This is a genomic window from Streptomyces pseudovenezuelae (assembly GCF_029892565.1).
Lineage (GTDB): Bacteria > Actinomycetota > Actinomycetes > Streptomycetales > Streptomycetaceae > Streptomyces > Streptomyces pseudovenezuelae_A.
The window spans coordinates 26,865-52,138 of record NZ_JARXVH010000020.1; the positions used below are offsets into that span (position 1 = coordinate 26,865).

The window sequence follows — 25,274 nt, forward strand, 5'->3', positions numbered from 1 at the left end:
CAACGCACAGAGAGGTGAGTCATGCCGCAGTCGCCGGACATTCCCCTGCATCTGCGCCGCGACGGGCTGGACCCGTTGCCCGAGCTGAGCCGGATGAGCAACGAGACACCCGTGTGCCCCGATCCCGGAGCGGCGGACTGGCTGGCCACCGGACGCGCCGAGGCGCGGGCGGTCTTGGGGGACGCGGACCGGTTCACCGCCAAGCCGCCCGATCTTGAGCGGGCGATTTCGCGGGGAGCCAGGGAAGAAGGGAATCTGCTGCATTACGATCCCCCCGAGCACACCCGGTTGCGCAAACTCATCGCGCCGGAATTCACGCTGCGCCGCATGCGCAGAATGGAACCGATCGTCGAACAGATCGTGGCCGAACGGCTGGACGTGCTGGTCGCGGCGGGGTCTCCGGCCGACCTCATGCGCCATTTCGGCTGGCCCGTCCCGGGACTCGTCATCTGTGCACTGCTCGGCATTCCTCGCGACGACCTCGCCGACCTGGGGAGAATGCTCGATGTGCGGGCGCCCAGCCGTATGGACGCGCATTCCACCGGACGTACCCGTAAACGCGTGGCGGCGCAGAAGGCGTTCGCCTCGTACATGAGCAGAATCGTCGCCCAGAAACGCAGGAATCCCGGCGAGGACATGCTCGGCATGCTCATACGGGAACACGGGGACGACGTCACCGACGCGGAACTGGCGGGCGTCTGTGCCTCGTTCATGGCGGCCGGCCTGGAGGGCTCGGCGCAGATGCTGGGGCTCGGCCTGCTCGCCCTGCTGGAGCATCCCGACCAGCTCGCCCTGCTGCGCGCAGATGCCGCGTTGCTCCCGCAGGCTGTGGAGGAACTGCTGCGGTACGTGTCGGTGGTCTCCACGGCCTCGCCGCGCACCGCGCTGACGGACGTGACCGTCGGCGGGCAGCAGATCAAGAAGGGGCAGGTGGTCTCCTGCTCCCTGCTCGCGGTCAACCGCACCCGGCCGGCGGGCCATCCGCAGGACCGCCTGGACATCACCCGCGAGGACACCGGCCACGCGGCCTTCGGACACGGCATCCACTACTGCGTCGGAGCCGCTCTGGCCCGCGCCCAGCTGCGGTTGAGCTTCGCGGCGCTGCTGTCCCGCCTCCCCGACCTGCGGCTCGCCGTGCCAGTCGACGACCTGCGGTTCCGTCAGTTCGCCGTGCAGTACGGGGTGGAGGAACTGCCCGTCGCCTGGTGACGGTTCCCCGCAGCACAAAGTCGGCGACGGCCCTCCACGGGCCGCCGCCGACTTTGTGTGGGGAAAGGGCGTCACCGCACGGCTGAGGCACAGTCGTAGAGCGTCTCCTGGCCGTCCTCGCCGTCCTCCGGGCGTGCTCCGTAGGCGGCCGGATCGACCTTGGTGCAGGCGGACTTCACCCACTTGTCGATCTGCGCGAGCGAGCTGTCCGGCGCCGGCTCGCTCGCCTGGCCGCCCCCGGTCCCGCTCATGCTTCCTTCGTGCGTGCCGACCAGGGCGAAACGCAGGCTGCCGTCCCGGATCAGGTCACGGTACTCGGCGAGGGTCACGAGGTTGGCCCCCGCGGTGAACCCGCCGAGCGGGAGGACCGGCAGGGCCTTGGCGTAGATGTACCGGGACGCCATCTCCCAGCTGTTGGTGGAGAAGGTGTAGGTGGCACCACGGTTGTTGCGCCGGGCGTAGTCGACGAGCCTCTCCTGGTCGCGGCTCAGACTGTCGAGCACCTCGGGGCCCTGGGCGGTGGAAGCCGCAGGACGGCCGCCGAGCGTATTGCTCTTGACCGGTCCCTTGCCGCCGCCGGATGCGCCGCCGCCCGACCCGCCGCCGGCGGGCTTGAGCGGCGGCCCCGCGTAGGCGTCGAACGCCGAGCCGCCGTACTGCTGGTCCAGCACGCTCAGCGACCAGGTGACAGGCGCGGCCAGGAAGGCGACGCAGCCGCTCGCCAGACCGATGAGGCCGATACGCCGGACCAGCCGGCGGGAGTGCCCGGACGCCACGGCGGTGTGGACGAGGGCCGCGCAGGCCACCACGGAGGTGACGATGACCAGGGGGACGAGCCAGGGCGCGAACTCCGTGTACTCGGAGGCGATGTGAAGGGTCCACACCTCCTGGACGACGACCGCGGCGGGCAGCAGCCAGGCCCGCGGTCCGCCCCGCGCTGCCCGGTGAGTGCGCCACAGAACCGTCGCTCCGGCGGCGGCCAGCGCGGCCAGCGGCGGCGCGAGCACGGCCGCATAGGCCGTGTGCGGGATGCTCATCGCGCTGAGCACGACGCCCGAGGTGATCAGCCAGCCGCCCCACATCAGATAGCCGGCGCGCCGCTGGTCGGTGCGTGCGGCCTTGCGGTGCCTCACCAGGCCCAGGACCAGGGCGATCAGGGCGAGCGGGTACAGCCAGCCGACCTGGGTGGCGAAGCGGGAACCGAAGAGCTTGGTCCAGCCTCCCGAGCCGGGCAGGACCGCCATGGCGGGGGAGGACTGTGCCTGTCCCTGCGCTTGGGCACCGCTCCCGGAGTCGCTCCCGGCACTGTTCTCCGGCCCGCTGCCGCTCTGCGACGTGCCCGGGCCGCTGTTCCCCTGCCCGCCCCGGCTGGCGCCGCCGGCTCCCTCGGACGAACCCTTGGGCGGATCCTCGGACGCTCCGTCGGACGAGCTTCCGGCTGAGCCGTTCTGAGAGGGGGGTCGTACGGATCCTGCGATCAGCCCCTCATGGAAGCGGTCGAGTCCGTTGTAGCCGAAGACCATGGCGAAGGCGCTGTTGTTGGTCGAGCCGTCGGCGTAGGGGCGGGAGCTCTCGGGTACGAAGGTCATCAGCGCGACCCATGAGAGGGACACGGCGAGCAGGACGCCTCCCGCCGTCAGTAGTCGCCCGAGCCGGCGCCGCAGCCCGTGCGGGGCGGCGACGAGGTAGGCGACGGCGAGTGCCGGGACGACGATCCAGGCCTGCATCATCTTGGCCTGAAAGCCGAGTCCGACCCACAGCCCGCTGAGCAGTAGCGGGTTCAGCCGGCCCGTCATGACCGCCTTCTGGTACTGGTCGGCCGCCAGCACCAGGCACATGGTGAGCGAGCAGTCGAGGAGCGCGTGCCCGAACATGGAGGCGGCCACCGGGGTCACGGTCAGCAGCTCGGCCGCGATCAGCCCGGCCGCGGCCCCCTGCCAGCGCCGTACCACCCGGTACATGACAAGCACGGAGACGATGCCCTCGATGCACTGCGGCAGAGTCAGCGCCCAGTCGTGGAAGCCGAACAGCCGGACTGACAGCGCCTGCGGCCACAGGAAGCCGCCGATCTTGTCGAGGGTGAGGGTGGCGGAAGGGTCGAAGGCGGTGAACAAAAACGCCTTCCAGCTCACCGACATGCTCCGCGCGGCCACCGAATAGTAGGGCGACAGGCCGCTGCTGGTGATGTTCCAGGCGTAAAGCAGTCCGGCGAGCGCGGCGACGGCCAGCAGCGCCGGGCGGGCCCAGCCGGGCTGGTCCGGGGGAGAACGCCAGAACGCCAGTCGGCGTCGCCGCGACGGCGACGGTTCGTCGGGAACGGTCGCCGTCTCGGGAGCGATGGTCAAAGAGCCCGAGGTCATATCGGACTTCCTTTCTCCGTCCGGATAAAAAAGGGGTTTCCGCGAGCTGCTGGGGACACGTGGACTTACCGTGTCAGGGCATCGGGTCACAGGGCGGTCACACGTTCTGCGCGCGCACGGATAAGCGGTCGGCGCCGTACTTATTCGGACGGATGTACCGGACGCCACCCGGCCGGGAATTCCGATCGGGGCAGCGGGCAATTTCTGTGTCCGTCGTGTGACCGCCGTCCGCGTAGGACTTAGGCCATGTCCAACACACGCAAGCGCGCCAAAGCGCACATTCTTCTTGCCGCGTCCACCCTTCTCGTCATGGGCGCCGCCGTGGGCTGCTCCGACTCCAGCGCCGCGGAGGCGGAGGGCGACGCCTCGCCCTCCGCCTCCGCCGGTTCGGGATACCAACAGGCCCTGGACTACGCCCAGTGCATGCGGGAGAACGGGGTCGAGGATTACCAGGACCCCGAACAGGGCGGCGACGGCAGGGTGCTCATCAACCCCGGCAACCCGGACGACCCGGACTCGCAGGCGGCCCAGGAGGCGTGCCGGGACAAGATGCCGCAGGGCGGCGGGCAGGACGCCAGGGGTGGCGATGTCGACGCGGCGAAGGTCCAGGCGTGGGCCAAGTGCATGCGGGAGAACGGCGTGCCCAAGTTCCCGGACCCGGAGGTCGAGGGCGGCCAGATCAAGATCAACATCGACACGCTCGGCATGGACCCCAACGACGCGCGGATGCAGAAGGCCTCGGCCGCCTGCCAGGACAAGTCCCCGGGCGGTTCGCTCATCTTCGAGGTCGGCGAATGACCGCCCCCGACGACACCCACGAGCGAGAATCCGCCAGGCCCGGTGGCGACCCGCCCGGCCCGCTCGAAGTACGCGCGTCCGGCGTCCTGGCCACCGAGCCGGAGACGGACACCGCCGTGCAGACCGCGGGCGGAGGCCACGGCCCCGCCGTGCCCGCCGAGGAGAACCAGGCCGGTGGCCGCAAGCGGCATCCGCTGCGGACCTCCCTGATCGTGCTGGTCGCGATCGTGGTGGCCGCCGCCGCAGGGCTCGCCGCCAGCGGCGTCCTGGGCGGCAGCGGTGACGACGGCGCGTCCGAGGCACCCACCGGCCCGTCGGCCACCGCCAAGGTGAAGCGGACCACGCTCACCGACTCCGAGACGGTGTCCGGCAACATCGGCTACGGCGAGGCCTCCACCGTGCAGGCCGTGTCCGGTGGTGGCTCCGGCCAGGGCGGCGCGGGCGGAAGCGGTGGCTCCGGCATTCTGACCTGGGTCCCCAAGGCCGGCGACACCATTACACGCGGCGGGAACGTCTACAGCGTCAACCAGCAGAAGACGCCGCTGCTCTACGGCAGCATCCCCTTCTACCGCACCATGCGCTCCGGGGACTCGGGCAGCGACGTCAAGATCCTCGAAGCGAACCTGAAGGCCCTCGGCTACGACGGCTTCACCGCGGACTCCACGTACAACGCGGCCACGGCCGCCGCCGTCCAGGAGTGGCAGGACGACCTGAACCGCGAGGAGACCGGCGTCGTCGTGCCGGGCGACGCGGTGGTGGCGAGCGGTGCCAGGAAGGTCTCGGCGGTGCAGGCTTCGACGGGCACCGCGCCGAGCGGTCCTCTCCTGATCTGGACCGCGACCGAGCGGGTGGTCACCGTGGAGCTCGAAGCGCAGTACGAGGACCTCGTCGAGGTCGGTACCAGGGCGAAGGTCACCCTTCCCGACGGCGGCACCGTCGAGGGGACGGTCACCGACGTCGGCGCGCCGTCCAATGTCTCGGACGATCAGTCCGGTGACGCCGCTGACGCCGGCGGGTCGGACAGCGACAAGGAGGCCACGCTGCCGGTGGAACTGAGGGTGAAGGACCAGAAGGGGCTGGGTGACTACCAGGCCGCCTCCGTCGACGTGACCCTGGAGTCGGAGAGCCGTAAGAACGTGCTCGCGGTCCCCGTCAACGCGCTCGTGGCGCGCAACGGTGGCGGCTACGCCCTGGAGGTGGTGAAGCCCTCGGCGCCGCACGGCGTCGAGTACGTGCCGGTCAAGCTCGGCATGTTCGCCGACAGCCTCGTCGAGGTCTCCGGAGCCGGCATCACCGAGGGCACCGTCGTAGGAGTGGCGAAGTGACCGTTTCCTCCCATCCGGTCGTGGACCTGGCCGGGGTGTCCAAGTCCTACGGGGACCTGGTCGCCCTGCAGTCCGCCGATCTGGTGATCCACCGCGGCGAACTGCTCGCCGTCGTCGGACCGTCCGGCTCCGGCAAGTCCACGATGCTCAACATCATGGGCACGCTGGACCGGCCCTCGGCCGGCAAGGTGCGGATCGCCGGCCACGACATCGACGAACTGCGCGACCGTGACCTGTCCGCGTTGCGGGCGGCCATGATCGGCTTCGTCTTCCAGCAGTTCCACCTGGCGCCGGGGATCCCGGTGCTGGACAGCGTCGCCGACGGACTGCTCTACAGCGGCCGTGGCCGCGCCGAGCGGCGCGAACTGGCCGAGCGGGCGCTGAACCGGGTCGGACTCGGCCGCCGCCTCTACCACGAACCGCACCAGCTGTCCGGCGGCGAGAAGCAGCGCGTGGCCATCGCCCGGGCCGTGCTCGGCGATCCGCCGCTGCTCCTGGCGGACGAGCCCACCGGCGCGTTGGACTCCCGCTCCGGAGCCGTGGTGATGGAGCTGCTGCACGAGCTGCAAGAGGCCGGGACGACCGTCGTGGTCATCACCCACGACCGGGACATAGCGGCCTCGATGCCCCGCGAGGTACGGCTCAAGGACGGGCGGATCGAGCACGACTCGGCCCTCGGCCACGCGCCGGCCGGGGAACTCGTGTCCGCCGAGGGAGGCGTGCGATGAGCCTGACGACCACCAGCCGGGAGACCGGGCAGCCCCCCTGGCGGAACCTCCCCCCGCCGCCGCGCCCCAAGGCGGCGCGGATGGGGCCCGCGGACGTGGTCCGGGTCGGCGGTTCGGGACTGCGCGCGCGGCCGATGCGGGTGTTCCTGTCGGCGCTCGGCATCGCCATCGGCATCGCCGCGATGATCGGCGTGGTCGGGATCTCCACGTCGTCCACCAATGACCTCAACGAGCGGCTCGCCGCGCTGGGCACCAACCTTCTGACCGTCTCGCCCGGCGAGTCCTTCGACGGCGGCAAGGCGCACCTGCCCACGACGTCACTCGCGATGATTGGCGACATACCCGAGGTCGAGTCGGTGTCCGCCCTCGGGAAGACGTCCGCCAAGATCTACCGCAACGACCACGTGCCCGTGGCGCAGTCCGGCGGCCTGCGGGTCACCGCGGCCCGGACCGACCTGCTGTCGGCGATCGGCGCCGAACTCACCGACGGCAGCTGGCTCAACGCGGCCACCAGCAAGTACCCGGCCGTCGTCCTCGGCTCCCACGCAGCCGAACAGCTGGGCATCCACTACGCGGGGCCCGAGGTGAAGGTGTGGCTGGGCGGCCACTGGTTCACGGTGGTGGGCCTGCTCGCGCCCAACGAGCTCCTGCCCGACCTCGACAGCAACGCGATGGTCGGTTGGGCGGAGGCGGAGAAGGACCTGGGCTTCGACGGCTACCCGACCTCCGTCTACACCCGCGCGGAGGAGTCCGCGGTCAACGAGGTGCAGGCGAAGCTCGGCGCCACCGCCAACCCGGAGTTCCCCAGCGAGGTCGACGTCTCCCGTCCCTCCGACGTGCTGGCGGCCAAGGAGGCCACCGACGACACCCTCAGCGGTCTGCTCCTGGGACTCGGCGGTGTATCCCTGCTCGTCGGCGGCGTCGGCGTGGCCAACACGATGGTCATCTCCGTGCTCGAACGCCGCTCCGAGATCGGCCTGCGCCGTTCGCTCGGCGCGACCCGCGGTCAGATCCGTACGCAGTTCCTCGCCGAGGCGCTGCTGCTGTCCGTTCTGGGCGGCGTCGGAGGGGTGCTGCTCGGTATCGGGGTCACCATCGCCTATGCCAGCTACCAGGGCATGAGCACGGTCGTGCCGGTCTGGGCCATGGCGGGCGGCGTCGGCGCCACCCTGGTCATCGGCGGCCTGGCCGGCTTCTATCCGGCCCTGCGCGCCGCTCGCCTGCCTCCCACGGAGGCGCTGGCCAGCGTTTAGCACCCGCCTGGCCCTGCCCGGAACCGCGGTGCCCCTGCTGTCCACCCCCGTCCAGTGGGGGCACCGCCTCTTTACCGCGCCCGGCCCGTCCCCGGCCGCGGGAGGACTCTCGCCGGTTTTACGAACGCAAGCGAGCCGAGGGCAAGCGCCACGTCCAGGCAGTCCTGGCCTTCGCCCGCCGCCGCGTCAACGTCCTTTGGGCCCTCCTCCGCGACGGACGGACCTACGAGGCCAAGCCGCCCACTGCTCGCACGGCTTGACAGGCAGCATTAGGAATCAGTGTTCTCGACGCTGACCAACATCCGTCCTGATTGGGCGCATCACGCCTTCGCTTGGCATCGTGCCAGTCCGGCCAGAACGGCTGGGACGCGATCCCGACGGTGTCCAGGTCAAAGGCGCTGACCGGGAGGTCGCCTTACTCGCTGGTCCTCCCCCAGGAGTGGACAGCCTGCCTCCCGCGAGGCCAACCGGGACTGATCGTTCTCAAGTTCACGGTCGGCAGCTCCACCCGGACCAGCCCGGTCTCCCGGCCGGGAGACCACAAGCGATGCTTCGTGTCTACATCAAGCCGCCTCTGAGAACGCGATCGAGTGCTGCCCGGCCTGCGGGTCCCCATGTCGGCTTGCCGCCAGGAAGGCCCCGGTCTCCGTTCTGGCCCATCAGCATGAGAAACAGGCTTTGCTGAGCGGCCAGCCCGCGGGCGCGCCGGATCGTCGCCTTGTCCGCGTGCGCGTAGACGTCGAAGAAGCATGCGGCGGCGCCCCGGGGAAGGAGCACCCATGCGGCCGCGAGGTCCCACGCCGGATCGCCGGCGAAGACGGTACCGAAGTCGATCACGCCCGAGAGCGTCCCGTCCGTGACGACGACGTTCGCGGGATGAAGGTCGCCGTGCACCCAGAGCGGCGGGCCCTCCCACTTGGGCGCCGCGACGGCGTCGTCCCAGACGGCCCGGACGTCGTCGGCGAGGTCGTCAGGGACGACGGCGTGGAAGAAGTGGTCGAAGCCGTCCGTGCACTTCTTGGGGTGTTCGCCGCGGTCCTCGCTGATCGGCGCGTCGGCGGGCGCCTCCACGTGGAGTGCCTTGAGGAAGCCGGCTAGCGTGGCGGCCGCGTGGTCGCCGTGGCTGATCGAAGCGTGATCCAGCGGCTCGCCGGGAACCCACGTCATCACGGTCCAGTGCTTGGGGAAGCGTTCGGACGGTTCGCCGCACCGCACCGGGGTCGGCACCGGGAGCGGAAGGCGCGGAGCCAGTACGGGTAGCCACCGCCGCTCCTTGAGCTGGAGCTCCGGGGTGGGGTCCATGCGCTGCATGCGCACGGCCAACTCGTCCCCGAGCCGCCACATTTGGTTGCCCCAGCCGCCCGCCACCTCGCGGACGGCCAGCCCTGCAAGGTCTGGATGTTGCTCTTGCAGCAGGTCGCGAACCAGGTCTGCGGTGATCTCGATCCCGGTGTCGGTCATGCCAAACCACAGTACTGGGACAGGCGCAGCGGCTCTCGCTTCTCCAGAAGATCTAACCAAACGACCTTCGCTGCGAGAGAGTCGGCGGCCAAAGTGATCGCATAGAACGCGGCGGGAAGACAACGAGCATGGCGGACACGGCGCGTGTCTGGGGTTATCGGAGGATGGCGCCGGGGTCGACTCCGGTCAGGTCGCGGCTTGCGTCCCACAACCGCGTCGCGACGGAGGTGTCGGTGAGGTGGTTCCACACCGGTTCACGGTGGGGCTTGCCGCGCAGGCTGAAGATGCGCGGTCCCCACAGCTGTCCTCCGCGCACGGTCGGGTCGAGCACCGCGCGGACCGCGGGCCATGCGCCGGCGTGCTTGCCCTGGAGGAGGAGGGCGGCTGGTGCCCCGCACAGGCGCGCGCCGGTGGTCTGCGCGTGGAGCGGCGGCCGTGAGGGGGTCAGGGAGTCCAGCGCGCCGCCGGGATGGACCACCACGCTTGCCACTGTGCTGTCGAGGGCGCGCAGGCGGCGGTCGAGTTCGAGGCCGAAGTACATCTGCGCCAGCTTGGAGCATGCGTAGGCGCGCTTGGGCCGGTAGTCCCCGCGGGACTGGAGGTCGTCGAGGTCGAGGCGCTCGGACTTCGCAGCGAAGCTGCCCGTGGTCACGATGCGGGCCGCTGGTGCGGCCGACAGCAGCGGCATCAGCCAGTGGGTCAGCGCGAAGTGCCCGAGGTGGTTGGTGCCGAACATGAGCTCGTGACCGTCCCCGGTCTCCCTGCGCGGCGGGTCGTCGAGCGCGACGCCGGCGTTGTGGACCACCGCGTCGAGGCATTCCACATCCAGTGAATCCGCCATTGTTCTGAGCGAGGCGAGGTCGGCGAGGTCCAGCCGTACGGACCGCACGCGCGCGCCAGGGACACGTGAGCGGATCGAGGCCGTGGCGGCTTCGGCTTTCGAAGGATTCCGGCTGCCCAGCACGACCGTGGCTCCGGTTGCGGACAACTGCTCCGCGACGAAGTACCCGATGCCGGCGTTGGCGCCGGTGACCAGGAAGACGCTGCCATCGGCACGCGGTAGCCGTTGAACATCCCAGGGCGGGATGGAGGATGCGGACGACATTGCGGTGGGGCTCCCTTGCTGTTGGAGGCGGCTGCGGCTGCCCTGTGGGCCAGCTCGACGCCCACGGTTGCAGCGGCCCCCGACACATCGCCTATGGATCACCGACAGCCCCGCCCGGCGGCCGACATCCTGCCGACGCGGTGTCGGCCCGTCGCAGCCCACCGTTGCCACTGAGCATGGCGGTGGCCAACCGGAGCGCTGAATGGCCAACTGCGGCGATCAGCCACAGCAGTGCGACCGTTCGCGGTTGTTGGCGACTGAGTCTGCCAGCGGTCAGGATGCCGCGGTCGGAGTGGGCTTGACCTTGACGCTGGGTCAACCCTCCATCCTTCCGGCAGGAGCTTCCTCGCAGTCGCCTGGAACAGCTCCGCGAAGGAGGCAGATGACCATGACGGGACATTCGATCGCCGGTCCGGCGATTCGCGTGCGGGGTCTGGAGAAGTCGTACGGGAAGCTCGAAGTGCTGCGAGGCGTGGACTTCGACGTGACGCGGGGCAGCATCTTCGCCCTGCTCGGCTCCAACGGGGCGGGCAAGACCACGACCGTGAGGATCCTCGCCACGCTCCTGAAGGCCAGCGCGGGGACGGCGCGGGTCCATGGCTTCGACGTCGCCACGCAACCGGCGGACGTGCGGGAATCCATCAGTCTCACTGGGCAGTTCGCGGCCGTCGACGAGATCCTCAGCGGTCGGGAGAACCTCGTGCTCGTCGCCAGGCTGCGGCACCTCAAGGACCCGGGCGCCATCGCGGATGACCTGCTGAGGCGTTTCTCACTGAGCGAGGCGGCCGCGCGGAAGGTGTCCACGTATTCGGGTGGGATGCGCCGTCGGCTGGACATCGCGATGAGCCTCATCGGGAATTCGCCGGTGATCTTCCTGGACGAGCCGACGGCCGGGCTCGACCCAGAGGCGCGCATTGAGGTGTGGGATGCGGTCAAGGAGCTGGCCGGCCACGGAACGACGGTGCTGCTCACCACGCAGTATCTGGACGAGGCCGAGCAGCTGGCCGACCGGATCGCGATCCTCCACCAGGGTCGGATCATCGTGAACGGTACCCTCGCCGACCTCAAGCAGCTCTTCCCGCCTGCCAAGGTCGAGTACGTCGAGAAGCAGCCGACTCTGGAGGAGATCTTCCTCGCGGTCATCGGCGGCGACAAGAGCAACGCCATTGGCACGACAACCGGGGGACAAGGATGACTGCGTACTTCTTCAGCGACACCGCCGCTCTCACGGGGCGAACCCTGCGCCATGTCACACGCAGTATGGACACCATTATCACGACTGCCATCACGCCGGTCGCCATGATGCTGATGTTCGTCTACGTGTTCGGCGGCGCCATTGATACCGGGTCGGTTTCGTACGTGAACTACATGCTGCCCGGCATCCTGCTCATGACCATCGCATCGGGCATCTCCTACACCGCGTACCGGCTGTTCACCGATGTGAAGAGCGGGATCTTCGAGCGATTCCAGTCCATGCCGATCGCACGGTCGGGTGTGCTGTGGGCCCATGTCATCACCTCGCTGGTCGCCAACCTGATCGCCCTCGTGCTCGTCGTGGGCGTCGCCGTGCTCATGGGCTTCCGCTCAGGGGCAGGAGTGTCGGCATGGCTCGCGGTCGCCGGCATCCTGCTCTTGTTCACCCTGGCGCTGACCTGGCTCGCCGTGATCCCAGGGCTCTCCGCGTCGTCGGTCGAGGGGGCCGGCGCGTTCGCCTACCCGCTCATCTTCCTGCCGTTCGTCAGTTCGGCGTTCGTGCCCACAAGGACCATGCCCGGCCCGGTGCGCTGGTTCGCCGAGCATCAGCCGGTGACGTCGATCGTCAACACGATCCGTGCTCTGTTCACAGGGCAGCCGGTCGGCGACGACATCTGGATCGCGCTCGCGTGGTGTGGGGGCATCCTCGTCGTGGCGTACGTCTTCGCGATGGCTGCCTATCGCCGGAAGATCGCCTGAGGCAGGCTGAGACCCATGCTCACCATCAGCCAGCTGGCGGCGTACGCCGGGGTGACGGTACGGGCGGTACGCCACTACCACCAGATCGGGCTGCTGCCCGAGCCCGAGCGCGACCGGTCCGGGTACCGGACCTACGATGCCGTCGCGGTCGTGCGGCTGATCCGGATCCGCACCCTGGCCGATGCCGGCGTGCCGCTGGCCAGGGTGGAGGAACTCCTCGACGCCGGTCCGGAGGAGTTCGCCGGCGGCGTCCAGGACATCGACAAGGATCTGCGCGCCGAGATCCGGCGGCTGCAGGACACCCGCAGACGGCTCGCCCGGCTCGCCGCAGGAGAGCACCTGGCGCTCCCGCAGGGCGTTGTGGACTACCTCGACCGGCTGCGCGGTCTCGGTGTCGGGGAGCGGTACATCGAGCTGGAGCGGGATGCCTGGATCATGATTGCCGCGCAGGTGCCGCACCTGATCGACTCCGTGATTGCCAAGAAGCACGAGGAGCTGGACGACCCCGACATGGTGAGGCTCTACAGCTTCTTCACCGGGGAGCTCGGCTGGCTGGCCGGCGATCCACGGATCATCGAGATCGCCGACATCCTGGAGCGCCTGATGATGCGCGCCGTGGAGGCCGGGGAGGTGGGTGCCGATGGCTTCGACGATCAGTTCGTCGCCTTGATGGACTCAACCATGCTTGAGTCCGCACCGGGCGCCGAGCTGGTGTTGGGGATTCTGAAGGAGCGTGGCTGGAGGGGCTGGACCCGCATCGAGCGAGTGCCTGCCGACAGGCTCAACACTGAACTGCCGCAGGCTTGAAGTGACAGGTCAGGTGCTTGGTGTGACGTTGCTCGAGGGTGCTCGTGCCGGCCGGGGACGGCAGTTTGCCGTACATATCGTCTGGCACGGCGGTTTCGGGGTTTTCCGCTCATCGCCGTCAGTGCCGCTCGCGAAACGCGAGTTGCACGCGAACGATCTCGACGACGCCCGCGACCTGATCGCGCTGTCCGCGGCGAGCAACCGAGCCAAGGCCGACCAGGACCCCAGCACCTGGCTGCCACCGTTCCAGCGCTACCGGTGTCAGCACGTCACCGACTGGATCGCCGACAAGACCCGGTGGAGCCTGACCATCGACACGGTCGAACGCGACGCGCTCGACCAGCAACTCACCGGGTGCCCTAACCGGCCGATCACCGTCACCCTCGCCCGCTGAACAGACAGCTGGGGTCATGGCTACGGCGGAGAGCGGCGGGCCCAGCGGAAAACAGTAGTCGCAGACCAAGCCCTCGGAGCGCAGCCGTTCAGATCCCAGGCACCCACGGCATCGGCGCGCTCGCGTCACCGCTCTTGCCCACACGCGACCGACCAAGGGCGCGCCGCGAGGTTGATCGCGGAACCCGATAGATCGAGGCCGGACCAGCTACCTCCAGGCGTGGGCGTTGGACACGAGGTGGGTCATGGCGTGGGCGTGGTGGAGAGGCCGACCGCAGTAGGTACGCCGGTGTTGGGGCATGGCCGGTGTTCCTCGGTCAGCAGGAGCCAGCGGTTGTCGGTTTGGCTGAAGGTCGCGGTGCGGACGCGTTCGGTGAGTCCCTCGGTCGGCGGGGTGGTCAACTGGTGGGCGAGCGCGGTGAAGTGGCGCAGGGCTTGCATCTGGGCCGGTTGCCGATCCACCTGCCGCTTGCCGGGTGCCGGTAGATCCAGGTCGGGTTCGGGGAGCGCGAGCGCGTAGGCCGGCGTGTCTTGTCCGTGTGGTGTCAGGCGCGCGGCCCGCCGCACGGGCCGCGCCAACGGCGCGGACAGCTCGGCACGGGTCTCCGGGTCGGCCCATTCGGCCAGTCCTTCGGGCACCAGTCGCTCGACGCTCTGCTGAACACCGTCCGGAGCAGCTGATTGCAGGTTCGTTGCGGAAGGTCCGCTGCCCGAGGGACGGCGGGCGGTCACTGCTTCTTGGGAGCCGCGGTTTCGAGGTCGTCGATGCTGCCGGACATGATCGTTCGGATGTGCTCGGTGATGTGCTGGGTGGGCCAGGTCCACCAGGCCACAGCCAGAAGGCGGGCGATGTCCGCATCACTGTAGCGGCGCCGGATGAGTCTGGCCGGGTTGCCGCCGGCAATGCCGTAGTCGGGAACGTCATCGACGACCACGGAACCGGAAGCGATGACCGCTCCATGACCGATACGGACGCCGGGCATGATCGTGGCCCGGTATCCGAACCAGACGTCGTTGCCGACGAAGGTGTCGCCGCGGCCGGGCAGGCCGGTGATCAGATCGAAGTGCTCGGCCCACGAGGCTCCCATGATCGGGAAGGGAAACGTGGAGGGGCCGTCCATTCGGTGGTTGGCGCCGTTCATGACGAATCGCACGCCCTCGCCCAGTGCGCAGAACTTGCCGATGATCAGCTTCTCCGGTCCGTAGTGATAGAGCACGTTGCGGCTTTCGAATGCGGTCGGATCGTCCGGATCGTCGTAGTAGGAGAACTCCCCGACCTCGATCAGCGGCGAGGTGACCAGCGGCTTCAACAGCACCACACGAGGCTGGTCAGGCATCGGGTGCACCACGGTCGGGTCTGCAGGAATGACTGGCATCACGAATCGACTTCCTTACACGCTGCCGAGGGAAGCCATCATGATCGCGGCCTTTACCTGTCCCAGTCGAGCAGATTTCACCGCAGCTGCTGTTCAGCAGCACTTTCCAGCAGTGGCCTTGCCGAGTCCGCGCAGCGCATGGCGGTCTTCTCGTCGAGTCCGAAGACCTCCGCGAGGTGGAGTGGGCCGGGGCCATAGGCGAGGGGGTGGCGGCCTGGCTGCGAAAGGCGTTGTAGCGGAGTCCGCTGCGCTCGGTTTTCGTCTGGGGTCGCTTCTTGGCCATCGCGGGTGCTGCCCGGTTACGGCTCGTCTCACGCGCCACGATGCTCGGACAAGTATTGGAGCAGGGGAGCGGTGCCCGCTGCCGCGCGCGTTGTTTGCGCACGACTGCCGTGTCTCGTCAGGGGTGCGGTGGCTGGTGCTCGAACGCACGTGTGGGGTGCGGCTGGGTGTGCCTCGTCCGTACGGTCGGGGGCATGAAGCCGGCGTTTTACTCCGGTGAGGGCCGGGAGTCTTGGTGGCTGTCCGGGAAGTCGACGATTCCCGGGGGAGGGCGTTCCCCGTCGACGATGACCTTCACTTGGAGGGCGGCCGTGGGGTGCGCGCGGCGGCGGTGGCCGATGAGGGGGTGTGGCTATGGCCGGCGGAGAACTGTCCGGCTCCGTCGTGGTGGGGCGCGTACGCGCGGCCGGCGTCACCGACTGCGCCCACCGACTGCGCAGCCCGCTGCCGGTTCAGCCTGCCAGCTGTTGGAGCCATTCGCGCAGCAGAGCCGTCTCCGTGTCTCGCAGAGGTACCCCGGCGCCCGCGGCCGGGGGCTCGGTGGTGAGCGCGGTTTGAAGTGCGGCATCGAGGGCGAGTGCGCGCGAGGCCAGGTCCGACCCGGATGAGGCGGGTGAGTCCGTGGTGATCGAGGCGATGACGGTGTCCCGCAGCCGTGCCGAAGTGGCCAGGTCCCGTTGCGGGGGCTCTTCGCCGATCAGCGCCAGCGTGGCACCCGTTGTCGCTGCGTGGATGACGCGGGTCGCCTGCTCCACCGGAACCCGAAGGCGTCCGGCGTCGGCCGCCCGGCCCAGCAGTCTCACCAGCAGGGCGTGCGCCTCGTCCGCGGCCGGGGGCCGCCGCCCGGGCTGCACAGTGCCGTACATGAGCATGTAGAACGCGGGGTGCTGCACTCCGAAGTCGACGTGCAGGTCCCAGCCGCGGTAGAGGTCGGCCACCGGGTCGTCGGGGGTCAGTGCCAGTGCCTCCCGCTTCTCGGCCAGGTACATCTCGAACCCGTAGGCGGCCAGCTCGGCCAGGAGCCCGTCCTTGTCGTCGAACATCCGGTACAGCGCGGGGGCCGTGATGCCCGCGGCTGCGGCGACAGCGCGCGTGGAGAGCGCCTCGCTGCCACCTTCCTCCAAAAGCTTGGCGGCCACCTGCAGCACCTGGCGCCGCGCGGCACGTCGTCCCTCGTTCATGGAACAACGATATCTCAATTTGCGTAGCATCGGAATTCCAGTGTTACGGTTGCAAGCGGAACGACGATCCATACTGGTGATGGTCGGCGCTGACCCGCGACACCTGGGGATGCGCCGTACCCCGGCCGGGGCCGTCGGTCCCCCACGCGTGGAGCAGTGCGGCCGACTACGGCGGCGGACAGCTCATCGTCCGCCGGCACCACCACCGAACACGCCGCCATCGCGACAGGAGAGGAACACCCATGTCCGATATCTCGATCGTCATCGCATCGCATTCCGGCTACGGCCACACCGCGCAGATCGCCACGGCCGTGGCCGACGGCGCACGCTCCATCGCCGGGACGCACGTGCACCGCGTGGACGTCGCCTCCCTCAGCGAGGCCGACTGGGAACTGATGGACGCCGCGGACGCCATCATCTTCGGTACCCCCACCTACATGGGCACCGCGTCGGGGGCGTTCCACGCCTTCGCCGAGGCCAGCAGCAAGCGGTGGATGACCCGCGCCTGGAGCGACAAACTCGCGGCGGGATTCACCAACTCCGGCTCCATGAGCGGCGACAAGCTGCACACCCTGCAGTACCTCTCGCTGCTGGCGGCCCAGCACGGAATGCTCTGGGTGAGCCTGAACCTCCTGCCGGGCTGGAACACCACCACCTCCAGCCCCCAGGACGACAACCGCCTCGGCTTCTACCTCGGCGCCGGCGCACAAAGCCTCAACGACACCCCCGCGGTCCACGACGCAGACCTGAACACCGCTCGCCACCTCGGCCGGCGCGTCGCCGAGCACACCTGCATCCACCGCGCCGGGCTGACCGCCGCAGCGCACTGACACAACGGTCCAGCAGAAATCACCCTTCAGCTTCTTCCTAAAAATCACCTTTCAGGTTCTTTCGGAGGAGTGCACCATGCAGAACCGGACACTGGGAGCCAGGGCCTTGAGGTCTCGGCGATCGGCTACGGCGCGATGGGCCTGACGATGGCCTACGGACCCACCGACGAGGAGGTCGGCGTCGCCGCCCTCCGCCGCGCCCACGACCTGGGCGTCACCTTCTTCGACACCGCCGAGATGTACGGCTGGGGCACCGGATCCAACGAGATCCTGGTCGGCAGGGCGGTCAGGGACTTCCGCGACGACGTGGTCCTGGCCACCAAGTTCGGTGTCGACATGTCGGTGCCTGCGGAGCAGATCGGCGGCGCTCTCAACAGCTGGCCCGACAACATCCGCAAGGTCGCCGACAACAGCCTGCGCTACCTCGGCGTGGAGCACATCGACGTCTTCTACCAGCACCGCGTCGACCCCGAGGTGCCCATCGAGGAGGTCGCGGGCACCGTCAGGGAGCTGATCGACGCGGGCAAGGTGAAGTACTTCGGCCTCAGCGAGGCCGGACCCGAGACGATCCGTACGGCGCACGCCGTGCAGCCGGTCTCCGTCCTGCAGACCGAGTACTCCCTGTTCGAACGCGACGTCGAGCAGATCTTCCCCGTCCTGGATGAACTCGGTATCGGCTTCGTCGCCTACTCTCCCCTCGGCCGTGGGTTCATCACCGGCACCGCCAAGCCCGCCGGCCAGTACGAAGCCACCGACATACGCACCGTCGACCCGCGCTGGCAGCTGGGCAACTTCGAGAAGAACGTCGAGGCCGTGGGCAAGCTCGCCGAGCTCGCGGCGACCAAGGGCGCCACCGTCTCCCAACTCGCCCTGGCCTGGCTCCTGACCCGGGGCGAGCACATCGTGCCCATCCCCGGAACCCGCAGCTCGAAGCGCATCGAGGAAAACGCCGGCGCCGCCGACCTCACCCTCACCGACGCCGACCTCAAGGCCATCGACGAGATCCTGCCCCACGGCGGCTTCGGCGCCCGCTACACCGAGGGACACGTGCCCACCTGGACCTGAGATCCATCCGGGACAGAGGCCACTCAGGCCTGCTCCGGTGAGATCAGCGCACGGCGGCCAGGGCGAGGCGGCCGGGGCGAGGCGGACGGTGCCGTGTGGGCGCATTCGGATGCGTATGGGCTTGGGCTTGTCGGCCGTCTTGACCGGCTCGACAGGGTGCGGCGCGGCTCGCGGCGGCCGGGCGAGGCGGCGGACCAGGAACCCTGCGCGATCGTCACCGGATCACCGAGGTCGTCGCTTCCATCTTCCTCGCCGGGCCCGTCCCACCAGTCCTCCTCGCCATCACCTCCCTCGATGTCAGCCTGATCGAACTGGGACTGATTGACCAGCTCACGGGCCTGCGGGCCCCGCATCGCCCTGAACGCCATCTCCGGGCGGTACAGCAACTCACACGCCGCCTGGGCCGCGCCCGTCTCATCGACCGTCAGATCATGGATGGCCTCGACCTTGTCCGCCACCGTCACCGGCGTCGCGGTCGCCCACCGCGCCACCCGTTTCGCCGCTCGCCCGTTCCACTCGCTTCGGCCCTTCCGCTCGTTCACCGGCGGATCAGTTCGTACGCATCGGGCGCCGACGCCAGAATCCTGTGTACCTCGAAGGAGACGCCCTCCTGCCGCTGGCCCTTCGGCCACCCACCGATACGTGCGCACCGTGTGGAAGGGCAGCCCTGTCGCGGAGACACACCACTCGACAGGGTTCCGCCGGAAGAAGACACGACCTGCGCGGGAGACAGTGTCTGCGGAAACAACCGGTCGCGTCGGGCATGCCCGAGCAGTACATCGCCGCCCGCACGGCGCCACCCCCACTTACCCGCACCCCGACCTCGAGCCGGTCCTCGCCGATACGGAGGGTCCGGGCTGTGTGATGCCCAGCTGCTCGGCGGCACGGCCGGAATGCAGGTTCTCCGCCACGGCGACGAAGTAGATGATCTCCCGGGTTCCGATTCGGTCCGCGCCACCGGACGTTGCCGGCGCGGACACGGGGACGTCGGTGGGGCCGGTGCCTGGCGCCGAACCGTCGACACTGCCCGTTGTCAGCCCCGCGCGGGTGGGGGTGTGAGCGGCGTGGGGAACTCCGCCCGCCGGGGGTGATCTGGCGCCGTGAAGTGATGGGGGAGGCGTCATGCTCGAGCGTGCGCGCTGTGGATCGTCGAGGAAGCATGGGAAAGCGGGGAGGGCATGCTGTGGCTGATCGTCTTCGTGGGAGTGGCCGCCTGTGCCGTACTCGCCCTTGGTGGCGGCGCTTGCCTCGCGGGTCTGCTGTGGCGGTGCTGAGTCGCGGTCCAGATCCTTTGGGAATTCCTTCGGAGTTCGGTGGTCTGGGGATGTCGAGAACGTGCCGCCGGCTGCGTCCCAGGGGCATCAGCGGCCACCACGGGCCGCACGAGGCAGAAGGAGAAGCCAGCATGGCGATTCAGCGGATGGACAATGTCGGCATTGTCGTGGAGGACTTGGATGCCGCCGGCGCGTTCTTCGTGGAACTGGGTATGGAGCTGGAGGGCAGGGCGCAGGTCGAGGGCCTGGTCGCCGATCAGTGCACCGGGCTCGACGGTGTGCGCTGTGACATTGCGATGGTGCGGACGCCTGACGGCCACAGTCGGCTGGAGCTGGCGAGGTACCGCACTCCCGCGGCGGTCAGCGACGGGCCGCGCAACAAGCCGCACAACATTCTGGGCACCCACCGCGTCATGTTCGCCGTCGACGACATCAAGGACACGGTTGCCCGCCTGCGCCCTCATGGCGCGGAACTCCTCGGCGAGATCGCCCGGTTCGAGGACAGTTATCTGCTGTGCTACGTCCGCGGCCCGGAGGGCGTCATCGTCGGACTGGCCGAGCAGCTGCGCTGAGAGGGAGGTACCGAACCGCGCGGCCGAAGGAGATCATCAAGGTGGTGGACCGCCCGGTCGGCCAGGAGTTGCCGACCGGTGACGTGACCCGCCCGGCCTGCATCGCCAGGAATGCAACCGTGCGCAAGGTACCGGTCGCCTTCACTTGGAGCGGGTCGCCCATCGTCATGTGTACGACGAAGTACGCGCCCGGACTCCCGTGAGCACTGGCCGCCCTGTACATCACCCCGAGGGTCGGCGTGTCTGGTCACTGTCCTGCGCACCGTAGGCGTCGTTGCTTGGAGCGGGGTGTGAGGGTTCGGTGGATTCGAGGGAACCCTGCTCACGGTGTCTCGCAGAGCGGGGCGGGGGAGTGGTGGGTGGCGGGAGTCCGTCCGGCTGATCTTCTGGTCGGGGTGCTGGTCGAGGTTTTGGTCGGGCTGCGGGGTGGGTGTTGATGTGACCTCGCGCTGCCGCTTGGCCGCGAAGGTCGTTCCGGGCGTCGTGTCGGGTGTACTCGTCCAACTCATCCTCGCCTTGCTCGGCCTCAACTGAGGAAGGGCCAGGGGGCGCACTCGGGGAGTACACCGAGCCCCCGCCAGCTCTTGGGGGTCCCGGGAAGGCGGCGTGCGGCCCTGGAGCCGGCCGGGCGCGCGGTGGGCGAACCACTCGGTGACCTCTGCGTGGTCCCACAGACGGGCGCGGCCGCGCCCGTCAGCGGTCTCGGGGAGCGGAAGTCCGGCCGGGTTGGCGAGGCGTATCAGGCTTTCCCCGCGGGTTGGTGAGGGGTGCTGCCGGTCAGTGCGGCTGCGGTCTGGGTGAGGTGGCGGGCCAGTACCTCGGCCGCGGTGTCGGCGTCGCGGGCCAGCGCAGCCTCCTCCAGCCGGCGGTGCTCGCAGGCGGCGTCCCGGTCGGGGACGCGGTGCGCCGACCAGCGGCGAGCCAGCTCGCTCGCGGTCCACATCCGGTCGCAGGTCTCCAGCAGGACGGGGTTGCCACACCCCTCCAGCAGGGTGCGGTGGAAGGCCCGGTGGGCTTCGGACCATGCGCCGCTGTAGTACTCGCCCTCCTCCGGTACGTACGCCGGGGTGCGGGCCAGACGGTGGTGGGCGGCTCGAACGCGGGCCTCCCAGTCGACGTCGCCGCGCTCGACGGACATGCGCAGCACGACCGGTTCGACGGTCAGGCGGGCCTCCGCGATCTCTTGCCAACGGCGGTCGGAGAAGGCCGGGACGGCGAAGCCGCGGTTGGGCAGCCGGTCGGCGAGGCCCTCGCCGACCACCCGTACGAGCGCCTCGCGCACGACGGCCAGGCTCACGCCCTGTTCCTTGGCGAGGTCCTGCGGTTTGAGGGCGTCACCGGGGGCGTAGCTCCCCCGCATGATCGCGTCCCGCAGATGTGAATAGACCTTCTCGGAGAGCATCTGCTTTCCCGACGAGGCCGGGGTGTGGGCTGTCCGCGTCATGGGCGCCAGCATAGACGATCCAGCGAATAATCGATTATTAGTGTTATCGTCGATCCAGTGGTCGGTGAACACGACGGCGGTGCCTCTACGCGACACTGTCGGCCCTTTGCCGACCGCATCACCACCACCCCCAGCACGGCACGAAAGGAACGACGCGATGAGCGCCAACAATCCCTTCGCCCGCCTCCCCGAGGCGGCCTCCTTCAACGTCACCAGCACCACCATCACCGACGGCGCCGCCTGGTCGCCCGAGCAGTTCTCCGGCATCTTCGGCGTCCCCGGCGGGAAGGACGTCTCCCCGCAGCTGTCCTGGAACGGCGCCCCGGAAGGCACCAAGAGCTACGCCGTCACCGTCTACGACCCCGACGCCCCCACCGGGTCCGGCTTCTGGCACTGGGCGGTCGCCGACATCCCCGCCACCGTCACCGAGCTCCCCGAAGGCGCCGGCGACGACACCGGCTCGGGCCTGCCCGAGGGCGCCTTCCAGCTGCCGGGCGACGCCCGCGCCGCCCGCTTCATCGGCGCCGCCCCGCCGGCCGGGCACGGCGCCCACCGTTACTTCATCGTGGTGCACGCCCTCGACGTCGAGTCCATCGGCGTCGCGGCCGACGCCACCCCGGCCGCCCTCGGCTTCACCATGGCCGGCCACATCCTTGGCCGCGCGGTCCTCATCGCCACCGCCGAAACCCCCGCCTGACGAAGAGCATGTCCCCGCTCATCGCCACAACGGAGATGTGTCTCCGCACCATCCTGGAGCTCAGGAGCAGGGCGTGCTCCCCATGCGCGCCCGCTTCGCCGAGCGCCTGGACCAGAGCGGCCCCGCCGTCAGCCAGACCGTCGCCCGCATCCAGCGCGGCGGTCTGCTGCACGTCGCCGCCGACCGCCACCTGGAGCTGACGGAGGAGTTGTTCGGCCCCGCGGCTGGTGACAGCCGTCTCTTGAACGCAGTTGGCGGCGACGACCAACGCCGCAGCCGGCAACACCGAGATGTCCCAGCCGATCTCACACCCGCCGCGTCGGCCGTGGCCTGGACCCGCTGGAGCAGACGTTCCCAGGTACCGTCGCCCGACCACAGCCTGTGGCGCTCATAAACGGTCTTCCATGGGCCGAACCGTTCGGGCAAGTCACGCCACTGCACCCCGGTCCGTACCCGATGAAGTCCACGCCGACGATCACATGGGGGGGTGGTGATGTCGTCTGTCCCTCCCCTTGACTGATGCTGTCTAGGCGGCGGCCGAGGCGCCGTCGGCCCCGTCCGTGAGGGCGGCGCGGCCCGCCTCCAGGCGGGCGGCCGGTACGCGGAACGGCGAGCAGGAGACATAGTCGAGGCCGGTGTCGTGGAAAAAGTGGATGGAGTCGGGGTCGCCGCCGTGTTCTCCGCAGACGCCGATCTTCAGGCCGGGCTTCGTGGCGCGGCCCTCCTCGACGGCGATGCGGACCAGTCGGCCGACGCCGTCGCGGTCGAGGGTCTCGAAGGGCGAGGCGGCGAAGATGCCCTGGGCCAGGTAGGCGGGGAAGAAGGACGCTTCGGCGTCGTCGCGGGACAGGCCCCAGGCGGTCTGGGTCAGGTCGTTGGTGCCGAAGGAAAAGAAGTCGGCGGCTTCGGCGATCCGGCCGGCGGTCAGCGCGGCACGCGGCAGTTCGATCATCGTGCCGATGGGGCAGTGGACCGTGAACCCGGAGGCGTCCGACACCTCGGCCAGCACGCGCTCCGCCGTCTCCCGCACGATCCGCAGCTCCTCGACCGTGCCGACCAGCGGCACCATGATCTCGGCCCGTGGGTCTCCGCCCACCCGCAGCCGCTCCACGACGGCCTCGGCGATCGCCCGTACCTGCATCTCGACCAGACCGGGGACGACGAGTCCCAGGCGCACGCCGCGCAGCCCCAGCATGGGGTTGCTCTCGTGCATCCGCTCGACGGCGGTCAGCAGGCGGCGGTCGCGGACGGTCGGATGGGTGGCGACGCGCACGGCGAGTTCGGTGCGGTCGGGCAGGAACTCGTTCAGCGGCGGGTCGATGAGACGGATCGTCACCGGCAGTCCGTCCATGGCGGCCAGGATTCCGGTGAAGTCGGCCCGTTGGAGTGGCAGGAGGGCGTCCAGGGCGGCGTGCCGACCGATCTCGTCCTCAGCCAGGATCATCGCTTCGACGAGGCCCCGCCGTTCACCGAGGAACATGTGCTCGGTGCGGCACAGGCCGATGCCCTCGGCTCCGTAGCGGCGGGCGCGGGCCGCGTCCTCGGGGGTGTCGGCGTTGGCGTGCACTCCCAATCGCCTTACGGAGTCGGCGTGTTGGAGGGTACGGGCCACAGCGTCGGTCAGTACGCCATCCCGCTCCCCGGTGTCCAGGAAGCGGCCGACCGGCGAGTCGGCCAGCGGCAGCGCCCCGAGGTGGACCGTGCCCGCCGTGCCGTCCACGGAGATCACCGTGCCTTCGGCGAGCACGGTCCGGTCGGGTGCGGTGAGCGTCCGTGCCCGGACGTCCACCGTCAGTTCCTCGGCCCCGCACACACAGACCTTGCCCATGCCGCGCGCCACGACGGCCGCGTGGCTGGTCTTGCCGCCGCGGCTGGTCAGCACGGCCTCGGCGGCGACCATCCCGGGCAGATCGTCGGGAGTGGTCTCACGGCGTACGAGGATCACCTCGTCCCCCGTCGCGGCACGGCGTACGGCCTCCGCCGAGTCGAAGACGATCGCGCCGACGGCCGCGCCGGGAGAGGCGGGGACGCCGTGCGCCAGTGGCTTGGTGTCCGCATGTGCCTCGAAACGGGGGAACATCAGCCGGGCGAGCTGAGCCCCGCCGACCCGGGTCAGCGCCTCGTCCTCGTCGATCACCTTTTCGTCGACGAGCGCCTCGGCGATGCGGAACGCGGCCTCGGCGGTGCGCTTGCCGACCCGGGTCTGCAGCATCCAGAGCGTGCCGTGCTCGACGGTGAACTCGATGTCGCACAGGTCGCGGTACTGGTGCTCAAGGGTTGCCATGTGAGCGACGAGCTGCCGGTAGGAGGTCGGGTCGAGGCGGTCCAGTTCGGCGAGTGGTACGGCGTTGCGGATGCCGGCGACGACGTCCTCGCCCTGGGCGTCGGGCAGGTAGTCGCCGTACACGCCGCGGGCGCCGGTCGCCGGGTCGCGGGTGAAGGCGACTCCGGTGCCGGAGTCGGGGCCGAGGTTGCCGAAGACCATGACCTGGATGTTGACGGCGGTGCCCAGGTCGTCGGGGATGTGCTCGCGGCTGCGGTAGAGGCGGGCGCGCTCGCTGTTCCAGGAGCGGAAGACCGCCCGGATCGCGCGGTACAGCTGCTCGGCCGGCTCCTGCGGGAACTCCTCACCGGTCGCGTCCCGGATCACCTTCTTGTAGTCCTCGACGAGCTGGGCGGGGTCGTCGGTGGGTCCGTGCCGGTCGAACAGTTCCGGAGCGATGCCCAGGACGGTACGGCCGTACATCTGGAGGAGCCGGCGGTAGGAGTCCCACGCGGAGCGCTCGCGGCCGGTGGCCTTGGCGAGAGCGAGAACGGACTCGTCGCCCAGGCCGATGTCGAGGATCGTCTCCATCATCCCGGGCATCGAGAACTTGCTGCCCGAGCGCACGGACAGCAGCAGCGGGTTGTCCCGTCCGCCCAGCCCGCGGCCGACCCGGCGCTCCAACTCGGCCAGGGCATCGGCAACTTGGGCGCCCAGCTCCTCGGGTTCCGCGCCGGTGGCCAGGTACTCCCGGCAGGCGCCGGTGGTGACGGTGAAGCCGGGCGGGACGGGCAGTCCCAGGCGGGTCATCTCCGCGAGGTTCGCCCCCTTGCCGCCGAGCAGGTCCGCCATCTCACGGCCGCCCTCGGCGAATGCGTACACGTACCTGGTCATCTCT

Annotated in this window: 23 protein-coding genes and 3 pseudogenes; 16 read left to right on the forward strand and 10 right to left on the reverse strand. The window is 69.6% G+C overall.

Going from position 1 to position 25,274, the window contains the following annotated elements; translation table 11 throughout:
- Window positions 1-21: 21 nt before the first annotated feature.
- Window positions 22-1,209, forward strand: a complete 1,188-nt coding sequence (locus M2283_RS41460) for a cytochrome P450 (RefSeq protein WP_280881743.1) — start codon at window positions 22-24, stop codon at window positions 1,207-1,209.
- A 71-nt stretch (window positions 1,210-1,280) separates the two neighbouring features.
- On the opposite strand, the gene M2283_RS41465 is transcribed toward M2283_RS41460, so the two are convergent.
- Entirely contained in the window at window positions 1,281-3,569 is a 2,289-nt protein-coding gene (locus tag M2283_RS41465) for an ArnT family glycosyltransferase (RefSeq protein WP_280881744.1), read from the reverse strand.
- 246 nt (window positions 3,570-3,815) lie between these two features.
- On the opposite strand from M2283_RS41465, the gene M2283_RS41470 reads away from it, so the two are divergent.
- The 5 genes and pseudogenes from M2283_RS41470 to M2283_RS41490 all read left to right on the forward strand — a co-directional run.
- Window positions 3,816-4,367, forward strand: coding sequence for a hypothetical protein (locus M2283_RS41470; protein WP_280881745.1), 552 nt, complete (start codon window positions 3,816-3,818; stop codon window positions 4,365-4,367).
- Entirely contained in the window at window positions 4,364-5,692 is a 1,329-nt protein-coding gene (locus M2283_RS41475) for a peptidoglycan-binding protein (protein ID WP_280881746.1), read from the forward strand. The genes M2283_RS41470 and M2283_RS41475 overlap by 4 nt, the downstream gene beginning before the upstream one ends.
- A complete protein-coding gene (locus M2283_RS41480) occupies window positions 5,689-6,420 on the forward strand; it encodes an ABC transporter ATP-binding protein (protein ID WP_280881747.1) in 732 nt (243 codons plus the stop codon). Before M2283_RS41475 ends, M2283_RS41480 begins: the two co-directional genes overlap by 4 nt.
- An 80-nt stretch (window positions 6,421-6,500) precedes the next feature.
- On the forward strand, window positions 6,501-7,673 hold the full coding sequence (locus M2283_RS41485) for an ABC transporter permease (RefSeq protein ID WP_280881890.1): 1,173 nt from the start codon (window positions 6,501-6,503) through the stop codon (window positions 7,671-7,673).
- Between the two features lie 107 nt (window positions 7,674-7,780).
- Window positions 7,781-7,933: pseudogene (locus M2283_RS41490) on the forward strand (IS110 family transposase); the annotation flags it as partial.
- A 298-nt stretch (window positions 7,934-8,231) separates the two neighbouring features.
- Here M2283_RS41490 and M2283_RS41495 read toward each other — a convergent pair.
- Both M2283_RS41495 and M2283_RS41500 read right to left on the reverse strand, forming a co-directional pair.
- Entirely contained in the window at window positions 8,232-9,134 is a 903-nt protein-coding gene (locus tag M2283_RS41495; protein ID WP_280881748.1) for an aminoglycoside phosphotransferase family protein, read from the reverse strand.
- A gap of 154 nt (window positions 9,135-9,288) precedes the next feature.
- Entirely contained in the window at window positions 9,289-10,239 is a 951-nt protein-coding gene (locus M2283_RS41500; RefSeq protein ID WP_280881749.1) for an SDR family NAD(P)-dependent oxidoreductase, read from the reverse strand.
- A 388-nt stretch (window positions 10,240-10,627) separates the two neighbouring features.
- Here M2283_RS41500 and M2283_RS41505 point away from each other — a divergent pair, with 388 nt between their 5' ends.
- Genes M2283_RS41505 through M2283_RS41520 form a run of 4 tightly spaced genes read left to right on the forward strand, consistent with a single transcriptional unit; the run spans window position 10,628 to window position 13,393 of the window.
- Window positions 10,628-11,434, forward strand: coding sequence for an ABC transporter ATP-binding protein (locus tag M2283_RS41505; RefSeq protein ID WP_280881751.1), 807 nt, complete (start codon window positions 10,628-10,630; stop codon window positions 11,432-11,434).
- The gene (locus M2283_RS41510) at window positions 11,431-12,192 is read left to right on the forward strand and encodes an ABC transporter permease (protein WP_280881753.1); all 762 of its coding nucleotides are present in this window, start codon (window positions 11,431-11,433) and stop codon (window positions 12,190-12,192) included. The genes M2283_RS41505 and M2283_RS41510 overlap by 4 nt, the downstream gene beginning before the upstream one ends.
- A 15-nt stretch (window positions 12,193-12,207) precedes the next feature.
- Window positions 12,208-12,999 (forward strand): MerR family transcriptional regulator, encoded by a 792-nt coding sequence (locus M2283_RS41515; protein ID WP_280881754.1) that lies wholly within the window; start codon window positions 12,208-12,210, stop codon window positions 12,997-12,999.
- A gap of 22 nt (window positions 13,000-13,021) precedes the next feature.
- Window positions 13,022-13,393, forward strand: a complete 372-nt coding sequence (locus M2283_RS41520; RefSeq protein WP_280881755.1) for a hypothetical protein — start codon at window positions 13,022-13,024, stop codon at window positions 13,391-13,393.
- A 242-nt stretch (window positions 13,394-13,635) separates the two neighbouring features.
- Here M2283_RS41520 and M2283_RS41525 read toward each other — a convergent pair whose 3' ends face one another.
- The 3 genes from M2283_RS41525 to M2283_RS41535 all read right to left on the reverse strand — a co-directional run bounded on the left by M2283_RS41525 (window position 13,636) and on the right by M2283_RS41535 (window position 16,231).
- Window positions 13,636-14,031 (reverse strand): DUF6417 family protein, encoded by a 396-nt coding sequence (locus tag M2283_RS41525; protein WP_280881756.1) that lies wholly within the window; start codon window positions 14,029-14,031, stop codon window positions 13,636-13,638.
- A gap of 89 nt (window positions 14,032-14,120) precedes the next feature.
- Window positions 14,121-14,768: a CatB-related O-acetyltransferase gene (locus M2283_RS41530; protein WP_280881758.1), complete on the reverse strand. Its 648-nt coding sequence runs from the start codon at window positions 14,766-14,768 to the stop codon at window positions 14,121-14,123.
- Between the two features lie 734 nt (window positions 14,769-15,502).
- A complete protein-coding gene (locus M2283_RS41535) occupies window positions 15,503-16,231 on the reverse strand; it encodes a TetR/AcrR family transcriptional regulator (protein WP_280881759.1) in 729 nt (242 codons plus the stop codon).
- A gap of 242 nt (window positions 16,232-16,473) precedes the next feature.
- Here M2283_RS41535 and M2283_RS41540 point away from each other — a divergent pair, with 242 nt between their 5' ends.
- On the forward strand, window positions 16,474-17,061 hold the full coding sequence (locus tag M2283_RS41540; RefSeq protein ID WP_280881760.1) for a flavodoxin family protein: 588 nt from the start codon (window positions 16,474-16,476) through the stop codon (window positions 17,059-17,061).
- A 69-nt stretch (window positions 17,062-17,130) separates the two neighbouring features.
- Complete coding sequence (locus M2283_RS41545) at window positions 17,131-18,126, forward strand: aldo/keto reductase (RefSeq protein ID WP_280881761.1); 996 nt, start codon at window positions 17,131-17,133, stop codon at window positions 18,124-18,126.
- A 23-nt stretch (window positions 18,127-18,149) separates the two neighbouring features.
- Here the strand turns inward: M2283_RS41545 and M2283_RS52040 are convergent, their stop codons facing one another.
- Window positions 18,150-18,932, reverse strand: coding sequence for a DUF6192 family protein (locus M2283_RS52040; RefSeq protein WP_432423201.1), 783 nt, complete (start codon window positions 18,930-18,932; stop codon window positions 18,150-18,152).
- Between the two features lie 599 nt (window positions 18,933-19,531).
- Between M2283_RS52040 and M2283_RS41560 the strand changes: the two genes are divergently transcribed.
- Window positions 19,532-19,972 carry a VOC family protein gene (locus tag M2283_RS41560; protein ID WP_280881763.1) on the forward strand — a complete coding sequence of 147 codons (441 nt, stop codon included), beginning with the start codon at window positions 19,532-19,534 and terminating at the stop codon, window positions 19,970-19,972.
- 41 nt (window positions 19,973-20,013) lie between these two features.
- On the forward strand, window positions 20,014-20,175 hold the full coding sequence (locus tag M2283_RS41565) for a hypothetical protein (protein WP_280881764.1): 162 nt from the start codon (window positions 20,014-20,016) through the stop codon (window positions 20,173-20,175).
- A 536-nt stretch (window positions 20,176-20,711) separates the two neighbouring features.
- Here M2283_RS41565 and M2283_RS41570 read toward each other — a convergent pair.
- A complete protein-coding gene (locus tag M2283_RS41570; RefSeq protein ID WP_280881765.1) occupies window positions 20,712-21,416 on the reverse strand; it encodes a GntR family transcriptional regulator in 705 nt (234 codons plus the stop codon).
- Window positions 21,417-21,573: 157 nt separating this feature from the next.
- Between M2283_RS41570 and M2283_RS41575 the strand changes: the two genes are divergently transcribed.
- Window positions 21,574-22,113, forward strand: a complete 540-nt coding sequence (locus M2283_RS41575) for a YbhB/YbcL family Raf kinase inhibitor-like protein (RefSeq protein ID WP_280881767.1) — start codon at window positions 21,574-21,576, stop codon at window positions 22,111-22,113.
- 8 nt (window positions 22,114-22,121) lie between these two features.
- Window positions 22,122-22,321: pseudogene (locus M2283_RS41580) on the forward strand (dihydrofolate reductase); the annotation flags it as partial.
- A 101-nt stretch (window positions 22,322-22,422) separates the two neighbouring features.
- On the opposite strand, the pseudogene M2283_RS41585 reads toward M2283_RS41580, so the two are convergent.
- Both M2283_RS41585 and ppdK read right to left on the reverse strand, forming a co-directional pair.
- Window positions 22,423-22,575: pseudogene (locus tag M2283_RS41585) on the reverse strand (transposase); the annotation flags it as partial.
- Window positions 22,576-22,639: 64 nt separating this feature from the next.
- The gene (gene ppdK / locus M2283_RS41590; RefSeq protein WP_280881768.1) at window positions 22,640-25,270 is read right to left on the reverse strand and encodes a pyruvate, phosphate dikinase; all 2,631 of its coding nucleotides are present in this window, start codon (window positions 25,268-25,270) and stop codon (window positions 22,640-22,642) included.
- Between the last annotated feature and the right edge of the window lie 4 nt (window positions 25,271-25,274).